Annotated in this window: 12 protein-coding genes; 4 read left to right on the top strand and 8 right to left on the bottom strand. The window is 51.9% G+C overall.

Translation table 11 applies throughout. From position 1 onward, the window contains the following. Positions 1-2 precede the first annotated feature (2 nt). Positions 3-677, top strand: a complete 675-nt coding sequence (locus PBN151_RS03310) for an ABC transporter ATP-binding protein (RefSeq protein ID WP_072727642.1) — start codon at positions 3-5, stop codon at positions 675-677. An 85-nt stretch (positions 678-762) separates the two neighbouring features. Then, a complete protein-coding gene (locus tag PBN151_RS03305) occupies positions 763-1,125 on the top strand; it encodes a hypothetical protein (RefSeq protein ID WP_072727641.1) in 363 nt (120 codons plus the stop codon). Between the two features lie 181 nt (positions 1,126-1,306). Here PBN151_RS03305 and PBN151_RS03300 read toward each other — a convergent pair whose 3' ends face one another. Further along, positions 1,307-2,386 (bottom strand): LLM class flavin-dependent oxidoreductase, encoded by a 1,080-nt coding sequence (locus tag PBN151_RS03300; RefSeq protein WP_072727640.1) that lies wholly within the window; start codon positions 2,384-2,386, stop codon positions 1,307-1,309. A gap of 557 nt (positions 2,387-2,943) precedes the next feature. Here PBN151_RS03300 and PBN151_RS03295 point away from each other — a divergent pair. Together PBN151_RS03295 and PBN151_RS03290 are read left to right on the top strand one after the other, a co-directional pair. Then, complete coding sequence (locus tag PBN151_RS03295; protein ID WP_072727639.1) at positions 2,944-3,972, top strand: alpha/beta fold hydrolase; 1,029 nt, start codon at positions 2,944-2,946, stop codon at positions 3,970-3,972. 200 nt (positions 3,973-4,172) lie between these two features. After that, a complete protein-coding gene (locus tag PBN151_RS03290) occupies positions 4,173-5,033 on the top strand; it encodes an AraC family transcriptional regulator (RefSeq protein ID WP_175560594.1) in 861 nt (286 codons plus the stop codon). A gap of 86 nt (positions 5,034-5,119) precedes the next feature. On the opposite strand, the gene PBN151_RS03285 is transcribed toward PBN151_RS03290, so the two are convergent. From PBN151_RS03285 to PBN151_RS03255, 7 genes are read right to left on the bottom strand one after another with little or no spacing between them, the layout of a single operon-like run. Beyond that, on the bottom strand, positions 5,120-5,998 hold the full coding sequence (locus tag PBN151_RS03285) for an SDR family oxidoreductase (RefSeq protein WP_227774331.1): 879 nt from the start codon (positions 5,996-5,998) through the stop codon (positions 5,120-5,122). A 28-nt stretch (positions 5,999-6,026) separates the two neighbouring features. Then, a complete protein-coding gene (locus PBN151_RS03280; RefSeq protein ID WP_072727637.1) occupies positions 6,027-7,184 on the bottom strand; it encodes a GNAT family N-acetyltransferase in 1,158 nt (385 codons plus the stop codon). Next, positions 7,181-8,500, bottom strand: coding sequence for a F390 synthetase-related protein (locus tag PBN151_RS03275; protein ID WP_139295262.1), 1,320 nt, complete (start codon positions 8,498-8,500; stop codon positions 7,181-7,183). Before PBN151_RS03275 ends, PBN151_RS03280 begins: the two co-directional genes overlap by 4 nt. Beyond that, positions 8,493-9,383 carry an MBL fold metallo-hydrolase gene (locus PBN151_RS03270; RefSeq protein WP_072727636.1) on the bottom strand — a complete coding sequence of 297 codons (891 nt, stop codon included), beginning with the start codon at positions 9,381-9,383 and terminating at the stop codon, positions 8,493-8,495. Before PBN151_RS03270 ends, PBN151_RS03275 begins: the two co-directional genes overlap by 8 nt. Continuing rightward, positions 9,374-10,390, bottom strand: coding sequence for an NAD-dependent epimerase/dehydratase family protein (locus PBN151_RS03265; RefSeq protein ID WP_072727635.1), 1,017 nt, complete (start codon positions 10,388-10,390; stop codon positions 9,374-9,376). The genes PBN151_RS03270 and PBN151_RS03265 overlap by 10 nt, the downstream gene beginning before the upstream one ends. Then, the gene (locus tag PBN151_RS03260) at positions 10,372-11,703 is read right to left on the bottom strand and encodes an ATP-grasp domain-containing protein (RefSeq protein ID WP_072727634.1); all 1,332 of its coding nucleotides are present in this window, start codon (positions 11,701-11,703) and stop codon (positions 10,372-10,374) included. The genes PBN151_RS03265 and PBN151_RS03260 overlap by 19 nt, the downstream gene beginning before the upstream one ends. Then, a complete protein-coding gene (locus PBN151_RS03255; RefSeq protein ID WP_072727633.1) occupies positions 11,693-12,688 on the bottom strand; it encodes a beta-ketoacyl-ACP synthase III in 996 nt (331 codons plus the stop codon). Before PBN151_RS03255 ends, PBN151_RS03260 begins: the two co-directional genes overlap by 11 nt. Between the last annotated feature and the right edge of the window lie 145 nt (positions 12,689-12,833).

Below are 12,833 nucleotides of genomic sequence, written 5' to 3'. Positions count from 1 at the left end.
ATATGAGTGTATTGACATTACAAAACGTCTCCTACAAATATGATGGCGCCAAAAATCACGTTCTGAAAGAGGTAAGCACAGCGTTCGAACCAGGCAAGGTATATACGATTATTGGCAAGTCGGGTTCTGGCAAATCCACGCTGTTGTCGCTGATGGCGGGTCTTGATACTTGTAAGGAAGGCGCGATTTTATATCGAGACGATGATCTGAAAACAATTGACCGCGACGAATACAGGGCTAAGAGCATCGGAGTGATCTTTCAGGCATATAACCTGCTGACAAACGCTACGGCGGTTCAAAATATTGTGCTTTCGATGAACATCAGCAAGAGCCCTGAAAAGGATAAGAAAGCGTTTGCCTATGGAATTCTTGATAAAGTTGGAATTGACCGTGAAACAGCCGATCGTCCGGTACTGAAGTTGTCGGGTGGCGAACAGCAGCGCATTGGAATCGCACGTGCACTGTCGCATCATCCAGATATTATCATAGCCGATGAGCCAACCGGAAATTTGGACAAAGATACGGAAGCTGAGATTTTAAAGATTTTCACTTCGCTTGCCCATGATGAAGGTAAATGTGTCATTATCGTTACCCACTCTAAGAAGGTTACATCGATTGCGGATGAGGTTTTGGGGATACATGCGGGAAGACTGTTTGTAGTTGGAGAAACTCAATAAGTCATGACCGTGAGAATTGAACATTGACAGCAGGCATTCAGTTATCTGCACTTTTTATAAAATATAGCGAAAAGAGAAGAAAAACATGAGAAAAAAGAAGATTCCCATTTTGAGCATGGTTCTATATGCTCTCGCTGGGTTGCTGATGCTATATACGGCCTGGTCAGCGTCCCAGAGTTATGGTTATATTTCCGAAATGATAGCGATGGATCAGATGGTGGCCAGCGAAAATAGATACGAAATTGTAAACTTCTTTATGACAAGCTGTGCACAATATATGATTTTTGCCGTTATCCTAATTACATTAGGGTGGAACTTGCATTTGAACTCATCTTCTCATGCAGGAAATCCTAACCGTAGTGATCAAGCCGCTTCCGCTAGAGGAATACGCACGAATGAAAGCGATGAGGTTGATTTTGAAACGTGGTTTCAGAACAATGAAAAATGAGAATTCGTCTAAAGGCGTGCCCTGCTGGGCACGCCTTTAGATTGTTGAGAAATCCTGGGTGAAGGTGAAGTGGCGTCGCCCCCCGACCCGTGAAATACCGAAGCTTCGGGCTTGGTCTCGTGAAATCTTGACGATTTGACGCGCTACCTTCTGCGGGAATCATTCCTTATGCCATTAATTCTTACGCTTTGCCCTCGGCACGTGCAAGCTCCTTCCGTACGAGCGGGGCGACCTTGGTGCCGAGCAGTTCAATCGAGCGCATGATATCATGGTGCGGAATTGAACCAATGTCACAGTGCAGGAAGAAGCGCGTCACGCCCAAGTTGCGGTGGAGCAATACGATTTTCTCAGCGACGTGCTCTGGATCGCCGACATAGAGGCAGCCTCGCAACTTGCTGTCCTCATCGAAGGTTGCGCGTGTGTACTGAGCTCCCCAGCCACGCTCACGTCCGAGCTTGTTCATCATCGCTTGTGTCCCTGGGAACAGAAGATCTGCCGCCTTCTCGGCGGTATCAGCTACAATGCCATGTGAGTGGGTTGCAATTTGCAGCTTGTTCACATCGTGTCCAGCCTTAGCCGCGGATCTCTTATAGAGCTCGACAAGCGGCGCAAAGCGCTCCGGCATGCCGCCAATGATCGCATAAGCAACCGGCAAGCCGAGTCTGCCGGCTCGGACGGAAGATTCTGCGTTACCGCCGGTGGCAATCCAGACGGGAAGCGGTTCCTGAACGGCCCGTGGGTACACGCCAAGATTGTCAATAGCCGCACGATGACGGCTGCCTCGCCAGCTTACCTTCTCTGACTCCCGGATAGCGAGCAGAAGCTCCAGATTCTCTTCATACAATTGATCGTAATCATTCAAGTTGTAGCCGAACAGCGGGAAGGATTCAATGAACGAGCCGCGGCCGGCCATAATCTCGGCGCGTCCGTTCGAGATGGCATCCAGCGTCGCAAACTGTTGATAGACGCGTACCGGATCATCGGAGGACAGGACGGTCACGGCGCTGGTCAGCCGAATATGTTTCGTTTGTGCCGCCGCTGCCGCCAGGATGACCGCTGGGGCCGAAGAAGCATACTCATACCGGTGGTGCTCGCCGATGCCGTAGACGTCAAGTCCGACCTGATCGGCAAGAACAATCTCTTCTACCGACCGACGAATTCGCTCGGTATGGCTAATGCGCTCACCTGTCACCGGATCCGTCGATGCCTCCAAAAACGTACTAATTCCAATTTCCAGATCAACAACCGGTTTATCGGTCATCGTGTTCGCCTCCTTTATTTAGATATTGCTTTATAATGTATAGTAACATAACTATAGTTAGTTTAAAAGAACAACAAAAAGCTGTCCCGTTTGTGGTGCTTGTTATCCTCGGCCAGTCGCTCATTTCAATCTTGCCCGCCCATCCGCATTCCCATCCATCTATGATTCGATTACAGATAGCGACTCATGAATGGTGAACATGGCTATAGGATTTTCTAAGACTGAATCTAGATTATGGGAAGCGCTTATTGTTAGAATGAAAGGGGGAACATTTATTAAAAACACGAAGCGTCTAAAAATCATAAAAATAAAAGGAGAAGGACTCCTTTTCAACGAAATACTGGACTAACCTATGGGCACTATTGAAGTGGAATATATACGGAATGGGGAAGCGGGCACTGTGCTATCCCTTTTCCCCGACCCTAGTCCAGTATAATTCCCGACGTTTGTACGACTCTCTCAAATTTTTCCTCGACTACAATGATGGAAGAGCATCATTCGTATGGATCATCGGATGATAAGACGAGGGTGTCTATCAGGACTAGGGAGCTGAAACTGTGAAAAAAGTTAGAAAAGCATTCATTTACATCGGAGTAGCCATTCTTTTATTGGTTGGGATAGCATTGGTTTTTCCCACATGGACTCCTAGTATAGAGGGCGCAAACAGTATAAGCGTGCTTGAGGAAGTCGAAATTAATGGAACGGGCCATGAATTGATGATACGGGGACAGGATAAGAATAATCCGGTTGTCATTTTCTTGCACGGTGGACCGGCTGTATCGGAAATCCCCTATGTAACCAAATACCAAGACATATTGGAGAAGCATTTCACAGTTGTTCGTTATGACCAGAGAGCCGGAGGAAAGTCGTATCATTTTGGAGAGGATTATTCCAATCTGTCTACGGATCTATTAGTGAAAGATGTACTGGCTTTGACAGATTACATATCGGCTCGTTTCCATCAAGAGAAGGTCATATTAGCGGGCCATTCCTTCGGTACTTATATTGGCATACAAGCTGCACAGCAAGCACCTGAGAAATATAAAGCCTATATTGGCATCGGACAGATGTCTAATGTTACAGAAAGTGAAAAGGATGCATTGCAGTTCACGCTTGATCAAGCAAAAATGAGTGGCGACACAACCGATGTGGAGTTCTTGCAAGGATTAACGGAAAAAGTGCAAAGCGGAGAACAATTAACTCCACGCAATTATGTGCGCAAATATGGCGGTACGGCAAGATTGATTGATGTGAATGCAGACATGGATAGAGGCTTGTTCGGACCGGAGTATAACTTGCTGGATCGCATCCGTTTTTATCGCAGTGTCTCGAATGCACAAGAAGTATTGATAGGGCAGGCATTGAAGAAGCCATTGCCTACATTTGTTACCAAGCTGGATGTACCGGTCTATTTCATTATGGGGCAGTACGATTACATGACATCTGCGAAAGCAGCCAAAACATATTTTGATCAAATCAATGCAGCTAAAAAGGAATTTATCACATACGATCAATCCGCTCATTATCCGCAATTTGAAGAAAAAGAAAAGTTCTCGCAATGGATGGTGGACTCGTTCGCAAAATGATGGATTGTAGGGCTAAAGTCGAACCTTAGTTCATAGCTGATGCTAATTCGATGATTTAGGCATTGTACGGGTTGATTATAGATGAGGATAAGTAGGGGAAATGATACGAACAGATGATAGGTCTGTCACACGATCGCACAGAATGACAGGATGGCAAGAGGTAGCCTTGATAAGATGTACTCAGAGAGGAGCAATTGCGAATGGAATGGCTGAATCGAATGATGTCGGCGCTTGATTTAATCGAAGCGAAGATGCTGGAGCCTTTGGATATGGCGGAGCTTGCGAAGGCAGCGTATTCTTCTCCCTACCACTTTCAGCGGATGTTCTATATGGTGACTGGTATGACAGTGGCTGAGTATATACGGAAACGGCGCTTAACCTTGGCGGCTCAAGAGTTAGCAATGAGTGGCTCTAAAGTGATCGATGTCGCGATGAAGTATTGCTACGATTCGCCAGAATCGTTCTCTAAGGCGTTCCGCAAGCTGCACGGCATCTCGCCCTCCGAGGCTCGAAATTCGGGTGTCCAGCTGAAGGCCTTTCCTCGCATTTCCTTCCACCTATCATTGAAGGGAGACAAAGAAATGGATTATAGAATTGTACAGAGAGAGGCGTTTACCGTAGTAGGAAAGTCGATCCAGACGACCACGAAAGAGGGAGAAAATTCGATCGAGATTCCGAAGTTTTGGCAAGATAGTCACGCGGATGGAAGCGTCGCTAAAATTGCTGCGCTGGGCAAAAATCAAGATACCCTAGGCATTTGCTATGGCGCGCAGCCGGGTGGGGAGGTCTTTAACTACGCGATTGCAGTAGAGACGGATCGGACAGAATCAGAAGGCGAGTATGAATTGATTCAAATTCCAGCTGCGACGTGGGCTATATTCACCTCAACGGGTCCAATGCCTGGTTCCATTCAAGAAGTATGGAACCGCATCTATCAGGAATGGTTCCCAGCTACAGACTACGAGCAAGCCGAAGGTCCTGATTTCGAGCTGTATCCTCCAGGGGATCCGTGGGCAGAGGACTATCGCAGCGAGGTATGGATTCCGGTTATAAAGAAATAAATACAAAGAGTAAGAATTGACGGTTCATCAATTACCTGTTAAAAAGGAGGCTGGCCCAACATGTACACTGGGCACAGCCTCTTTGTCTATCGTCGTAAAGCCCACAGTACGAGCTTCTCATAGCACTTCCATGGCAATAGACGGATAAGGCGCAGGGGCATCGCCCCTCGACCCATGAAATAGCGTAGATTCGGTCTTGGCGTGCGCGCAATCTTGACGATGTGACGCGCCACCTCCTGCGGAGGAGGAGCCGTTTCAGAGCTGCGCTTCGAGAATTGCAGAACCGCTTGAAGCAGCTTGCTGTACGGCGAATTCTCGCGTAATTGGATAGAGGAGAATCCCTTTTCCCATATATCCGTTTTGTAGGAGCCTGGTTCAACCAGTACGGCATATACGCCAAATGGCAGCATCTCAAGCCGCAGCGCCTCTGTAAAGCCTTCGACGGCGAACTTGGAGGCGGCATATGGGGCGTAGCCTGGAAAAGCATATCGGCCGCTAATGCTGCTCACATTCACAATGGTTCCACTGCCTTGTTCCCGCATGATAGGTAACACTGCGCGCGTAACGGCGACCGTGCCGAAAAAATTGGTCTCCAGTTGGGCGCGCCAAGCGTCCATGTCCACCTCCTCGACGTATCCACCTGCAGCGTAGCCCGCATTGTTCACGAGCAAATCGACCCTGCCGTAATGCTGGAGAATATACACGAATGCTGCTTCAATACTCTCCTGATTCGTGACATCAAGAGGCAGCACATGGATGTATGCGGAGACGCCGCATGTTTGTGCTTCAGCAAGCAGCTTCCCATGCTTGGCCGTATTACGCATCGTCGCCACGACATCATATCCTGCGCTCGCCAGCGCGACACTCGTGTAGAGCCCGAAGCCGCTGGACGTACCGGTCACGACAGCGATTGGCCGCGAAGGGGAAGCTGCAGAATGCTGCAACTTCGTCTGTGGTCTTGCCAAAAGGAATCCTCCTTTCTCGTCTGTAACCTCATAATTTATGTCGTTCCATTAGTGGAACGCCGATTCGATTGGCGGCCAAGGAGATGAACGACCAGCAGCTACGGCGGTACACAGGCAGATGCCGATCCATGATGGCTGAATATTCCCAATGCCCAGTAGCTCCCCGGTTGCGTTTGAACTGCGCTGCGCCCGAGCTCTCGTTCCATTGCATGCCAAGTCGCTGCGCCTCACGGAACAGGACAGCGGAGAGCATGCGGTACAGGCCTGTTTCCAGCGGAAGGGCGGTATCGTAACCGAAGATTGGCGTCGTCAGTATACCGTTGCGGCAGAAGTAACCCATGATGCCGTCTATTCGCCCCTTCGATGTGCGCAGAGCGAGGAAGCGCAGTGTCTTCGTCGCCAGTGCATGTGCGAAGAAGCGCTCATTAAACTGCGGATTGCACGGTGAATATTTATCGATATAGAGCAAGTTGTACAGTTGAACCATGCGGGGAATATCGGCCGGTACAAGCTCTTCATGCCGAACGATCTCGTATCCGTGCTTCGTCAGCAGCCCCTCATCGCGCTTAATTAACCATCTCTCCTTGGCATTCTGAGATCTGGAATCGCGGGTATCCAAGCAATAGATTTGGCGGCTAGGCACAAGCGCACATCCGGTTTCCTCCAAACTGCGACACAGCTCCGGGTAGTAGTGGCGATTCAACGAACGGAACACGATCGAGTGATCGGGGAACCGAGCTTGCAGCAGGGGGATGATGGCTAATACGTGCTCTGCCGTCATACGTGGATACAGATTCGTAGACAGCAGCCAATTGTTCACATGCACGACGCGATTGCACTGCGCAAACTTCATTCCTAATCCGATTCCACTTAACAGCCACGCAAGCGGCCGTTCCAGCAGCGGCTGCTTCAGCATGCCGAGCTCTTGCTTCGCATAAGTAACATAGTGCGTATACGGCGAGCATACATATGCGTTGTCGTACTCTCGTTCATTAACGGTAATCGGCAGCACAAATTGGTCGTCGATGAGGATCGCCAACATCCGGGTCTGAATATTATCCACGTCGCGTTCCGGCCCATGTCGTATCCATGGCTCTATCCATGCCTTAGCCGCATGCCCCTCCTCATCGTTCGGCCAAGGCAGCCGATCGATATTCGCTGCATCATATAGAACTGCGATACTCATACTGTAAACTTCCTCTCGATCCGGCGCAGCTTGTGCCCGGCAGGCTGCGGCTTCCACTCGGTAAATTGAATGTCAGGCGCTGCACACTGAACGATTGCACACAGCTTATGTAGTTCGAGCATAATGTCCCGTTCACATGCTGTCCGATATTGCGTAGGCACTTGCAGCGCCACCGTGATGTGCGTTGGCGAATGCTGCACCGCCGCATAGTGTTCAATCTTCGATGAGGCGGACAGAATTGCACGGCGAATAAAATCGGGAAATACAGTCGTAAGAGTGCCGTCTCTTAGTGAAGGCATATAAAACATATCATCGTGACGCCCTTCGATGCGCTCCAGTGCAGTGAAGGGAGATCCGCACGGACAAGGCTCGTTTCTCTCTGTCAAGACATCGTCCAGCCGATAACGAACGATCGGCTGAGTCATACGCCGGAAGTCAGTAATAATCGGTGTGAATTTTCTTTCGCGCTTGTCTAGCCACTCTTTCTCTACGAAGACGAGGTCTTCGTTCAAGTGAAGCGTCCCATGTCCACACGTAATGCCGAGAAAGCCTTCCGTGCATTGATAGATTTGGTGCACGGGTTGCTGGAACGCCGCGCTAATTATCGCTTCATCGAGCGGATCAAGGACTTCAGCTACGGCAAAAAGCTTGCGTGGACGTATCGCGAGCAGGCCCTGCTCCAGCTGCTCTGCAAGCATGCGGAGCATAGACGGCGGCGCGACGAGCAGGGTAGGGGCGTAAGTGTTCAGTCGCATAACCTGCTCCTCCAACGGGTCGAGCAGGTCGAAGTAGGCGAACTGCAGCCGCCGCTTGCTCACGCTCCCGTACAAGTTGCTGTTGGCGCGCAGGAAGAGCGCGATGCGCTCCCGAGCCAATACGGAACCAGGCAGAGCCTTAGCGAGCATCGCTCCGGCCCATGCCATACTCTCCTGTGGGCTGACGAGGAAGAGGCCGCGATTGCCTGACGTCCCCGAGGACATACCAACGGTAATGCCATTCCATTCAGGAGTGAAGTCGCGGCTCTCCTCAGCTGCCAGTGCCATGGCGAACGCTTCCTCCTTTCGTACGCCAGCGGTATTAAGGGCATCGAAATGCTCCATCATCAGCAACTTGTCCATGACTGGCATGCCGCGCCACTGATCGTCGGGGAGCTCGCCCATGCGCTCGCGGAAGAAGGGGGAGCACTGCCTGATTCGCCCCAGATGCTTCATCACTTGACGATGCTGCCACCGCTCCAGTGCTTCCCTGCTGCTCCAGCTTCGTCCGTACTTCGTACGGATATATTCCCGGGCAGCGATCATCGTTCCTTTATCCACGCTGAGCACCTCCTTGAACCTTAGGGCTTGTTACGTACCACTGTTCGGCTTCCCGGCAGTGCGTTGGGATGATGCGAAGATCCGGTCGCCTACGATGCAGGATATGTAATCGGTGAAGGTTGTCCTTATATTGCTGCCAATCCGCTTTGATCAACTTGACGATGGACTTCGGACGCCGATGCGATGCATAGGCTGCCGTTGACCAAGCAGCGTCGGCGCAGAGGAAGTATTCATGCCCTGCAGAGCGCAGAAGCAGGCCAAGCTGACCCAGCGCATGCCCCGATAGGTTGATGCCGATGATGCTACCGTCCCCGAACAGATCGTATCCCTCTGTGAAGGGCGCATATCCCTCGTCCAAGTTTATTTGGCTGCATGTCTCCTCAATAAGACGGGATCGATCACCGAATCGATCCGGCAATAGCCCAGGCAGAAAGCCGGCTTTCGTAGCTTGGAAAGGAGACATGTCCTGCAGGGGACGATAAGCCTCGCGCAAATAATAAAACTCGGCATTCGCGAAATCGCACACACCGCCGATATGATCTGCGTGAAAGTGCGACAAAATAATCGTCCGCACGTCCTCCGGCATTACGCCAAGATTGCGCAGTTGATTGGCTGCACTCTCATCTTCGCCGATATAGACCGGCGTCGTCCACCGATACAGCCTCGCGGGAAAGGCTGATGTAGCCTGAAAGAAGCGTGTGGAATAGCCGGTGTCGAACAGGATTGATCCGAGCCGCGGGTGCTCGATATAGGCGAACATGGCCGGAAAGCGCACGGAAGCGCCGCTCCCGCCTTGAATCGTAAGCCATTCCCGGTGCGTGCAGTACCCTGCGGTCATCAAGTTCACGGAAACTTCTTTTATGGCTCCTTTGTTCACGTCCATGCAGCTGACGAGCCTCCTTCTTGTACCCATGCTTCAGCAAATCGCTTCATGCCTTCCTCGATACAGATCCTAGGCTTATAACCCAACATCTCGCGGGCAGCCGTAATGTCGAGCGTCTGACTCCGTCCGATTAGTCCAACCGTATACCGGGTAAGCTTCGGCTCCTTGCCTCTGGCAAACCAGCGGGCGTTAAGCTCCAGCATCCCGGCCGCCGCCGAAGCGATCGGGTAAGCGAGCGGGATGGGGCGGAACGGCATTTCGAGCAGGGCGAAAAGCTTAGCCAGCAAATCATTCAGCAGGCTGGGCTCGCCGTTCGTAATATTGTACTTGCCGCCAAGCGCAGCCGGGTAAGCTTCGGCGGCTAGCAGCAGCGCATCGACCACGTTGTCGACATACGTAACGTCGAGCATCGACCGGCCGCCGCGAATGAGCGGCATATAGCCGCCTCGGTTCGCCTCTATGAGCCGTGGGAGGATGGCGCGGTCACCTGGACCGTAGATCGCGCGCGGCCGCAGCGTAATGGCGTGCAGCCCAGCCTCTTCTACGGCCTGATCCACCTCCCGCTCGGCTAGCAGCTTCGTGGCAGAATAGGCCGTAGCCTGTTTAGAAGGCAGTGGATCCGTCTCCTTAATATTCAATCGGTCACGCCAACTCCAGTAAATGCTCGGCGTTGATACATGCACAAGACGGGCCCCGCCGCTTACGCATCCTTCCACGACATGGCGCGTACCTATGACGTTGCTGGCGTAGAAGTCGGCATATGCGCCCCATGGAGCAGACAGTGCCGCGCAGTGGAAGACGGTATCTTGACCGTGGCATATCTCCTTAATCCGCTCGGCATCGCCTAACTCAAGCGGAATAAATCGGACACCCATTCGTTCCAGCTCATGGCCTACATGCGTATTGCGGCCAATGGCGCTGACGGTATAGCCCTCTTCGACCAATCTTAATGCTAGCCGCTGCCCTAGAAATCCGGTTCCCCCCGTCACTAATGCTCGTCGGCGCATGATGATTCACCATTCCATTCTATATCTGATGTAGTGGCCTCTATCAGTGAGATGGAGCGCTGTATGCTCTCTCGCCAGAAGCGGTATAGCATAACGGCCTGCGCGACAAACGGCTTCGGATCCTGCCAGCGGAAGATGACATCTTGCCCCTTCCATAGCTCCCTCAACCAATAGCCCCGCCGAGGACTCCTCCAGCCGTACGCCAGCATGGCGAGCGTCAACATGGCAGGGCGGGTGGATGTTGGCTCGATGGGGTAGGCTCTCGCATGATGCTCGCCAAGATTTGCATCAAAATTTGCATTAAGACATGTATTTTGATTAGCAGTGTGATTTGTGCAGCCGTCCATGCCGACCTCTGTGTCGCCATTTATCCCACCATTCATCTCGAAGAACGCTTTGTCCAACTGATCGGATGCGGTAAAGCAGTGGACGCCGCTTGTAGCGCGGGGATTGCACTCGATAGGGTAGATGTTCCGTTCCGGCGTGACGATAAAGTCAAACGCAATCTGTCCCGTATATCGAAGCGGGGCGACAAATCGTTGCACCCATGCCAGCAGATCGGCCTGCGGCTCATGCTTGAAGGCGATGCTTGCCCCTGCACCCGCCGTGAATTTGGAGGGGTAGCAGGCATGAGCACGTACAGAGCCATCGCGGACAATGCTGTACGTGCAATACAATGTCCCGTGAATATATTGCTGTCCAACCCAAGGATAGTCCGGGGTGATTAGGATGTCGTCCGGCAGGGCATAGCCAGCCCGTACGAATAATACACGGCTCGCGAAGCGCGAGTAGGCCGGCTTCAGCACGGCAGCATCTTCCCCAAGCGCCTGTATGTAGCCGCATGCTTCCGCTTGTGATGTCAGCAGCTGTGTCGAAGGTGCGTGTAAGCCAGCTTGCCGGATCATTTCGATGAATTGTCCCTTATGATGAAGCTGCTTAAGCATCTCCCACGGAGGAGCAAATAGCTCGCATCCATTGGGCCATGCCCGCTGTCTCTGTGCTAGATAGAACACTTCCTCGCAGGTCGGAATTACGCAATCCACCTGCTCGTCTATCACGATACGCTCTATCATAGCTAGGAACCGCTCTTGTTCATGGCGGGGAGGCGGATAACAGTAATGGCGGGTGACAAAGCGGGAGGCCGAGCCTATTGTGACGAGCAAGCTATCAGCCATGATGATCCGGTGCCCAGCACCACCCAATAGCCGCGCCAGTTCCAAGGAGACGGGGGAGCGGCTGCCGGTAATTAGGACAGTTCGCCTCCCATCCGGCGGTATATCCTTGGACGGACTGCTAGAACTGCTAATATTCAAGCACCAGCCCTCCCAATGACAGCCCGGCAGAAGTTCCAAGCAGCAGAATACGGTCTCCCCGCTGCACCCGCCCTTGGTGAATGGCCTCATGCAATCCCATCGGAATCGAAGCGGCAATCGTATTGCCGTGATCCGATGTAATGTTCATGAGCTGCTCTGGAGCAATGCCCAGCTTGCGGCTAATCAGGCGCATCGCCATAGCGCTGCCTTGGTGCGGTATGATAAGCGGGAATTGCGACATTGTCGTATTTCCCGATCCGAGCAGCCGTTCAAGGAAGTCAGGCAGCAGCTTGGACGCCATTTTATAAATCGGCTGACCATCCATATGGAACATATAGTCGCTCATTCGAGCATCATCGTAATATTTTGCGTGCAGCCCCGTACCTCCACCACGTATCTCGGAGTATGAGGCTCCGGTACTATAGGTTTCTATTAATGAGGCTGCGATACGAGATTGCTCGTATGCTGTCGCTTGGCCTACGATAACGGCAGCGGCGCCATCGCCGAATAGAACCGCGCTTTCTTTATGCTCCCAGTTCAGGCCGACTGAGGCTACCTCTGTCGAGACGATGAGGATACGCTGATAGCGTCCAGCGGCAATCAGATACGACATGACGTCGAGCGCGGCTAGGAAGCTAAGGCAGGTCGAATTAATGTCAAAAGACGGCACCCCGGAGTTTCCTTTCCCCATTGCTTGCTGTATCAAAGCCGCTGTGCATGGAATCGGCTGCTGCATTGTACCGCTCGCGCATACGATGCAGTCGATGTCAGCGAAGGTAAGTCCCGCATCCTGCAGCGCGGCTTGCGCAGCGAACGCCCCCATCTCGGCGGCTGTTTCGTTTTCAACAAAATATCGTACGCGAACCTCCGACTTTTTCAAGGACCACCCGGCGGGTACGCCAAGCTTCCGATCCATTTCATCCGAAGTAACGCGCTGCTTCGGTAAATATACCCCCGTACCGATAATTTTCACTTTTCTCTCCATACTCCCATGGCCTCGTTCCTCTTGTTGATTTCGATCATGACCTGAAGCTCTTGCTTATTACCCAAAAGCTCCCTCTATTGTAATGCACATTCTCTTGGTGGTTCCATCAATTTACTTGTTCGGTTGATTCTTCTATTATATATCG

Origin of the sequence: Paenibacillus sp. NAIST15-1, assembly GCF_001894745.1 — a bacterium.
GTDB lineage: Bacteria > Bacillota > Bacilli > Paenibacillales > Paenibacillaceae > Paenibacillus_B > Paenibacillus_B suaedae.
The sequence above is the reverse complement of the archived record's forward strand: the minus strand, read 5'-3'. Positions and strand labels throughout refer to the sequence as shown.

Bases quoted from the DNA above. Each gene is read 5' to 3' on its own strand.
- PBN151_RS03310 (WP_072727642.1), top strand. From the start codon at position 3: ATGAGTGTATTGACATTACAAAACGTCTCCTACAAATATGATGGCGCC.
- PBN151_RS03305 (WP_072727641.1), top strand. From the start codon at position 763: ATGAGAAAAAAGAAGATTCCCATTTTGAGCATGGTTCTATATGCTCTC.
- PBN151_RS03300 (WP_072727640.1), bottom strand. From the start codon at position 2,386: ATGACCGATAAACCGGTTGTTGATCTGGAAATTGGAATTAGTACGTTT.
- PBN151_RS03290 (WP_175560594.1), top strand. From the start codon at position 4,173: ATGGAATGGCTGAATCGAATGATGTCGGCGCTTGATTTAATCGAAGCG.
- PBN151_RS03280 (WP_072727637.1), bottom strand. From the start codon at position 7,184: ATGAGTATCGCAGTTCTATATGATGCAGCGAATATCGATCGGCTGCCT.
- PBN151_RS03270 (WP_072727636.1), bottom strand. From the start codon at position 9,383: ATGGACGTGAACAAAGGAGCCATAAAAGAAGTTTCCGTGAACTTGATG.
- PBN151_RS03265 (WP_072727635.1), bottom strand. From the start codon at position 10,390: ATGCGCCGACGAGCATTAGTGACGGGGGGAACCGGATTTCTAGGGCAG.
- PBN151_RS03255 (WP_072727633.1), bottom strand. From the start codon at position 12,688: ATGGAGAGAAAAGTGAAAATTATCGGTACGGGGGTATATTTACCGAAG.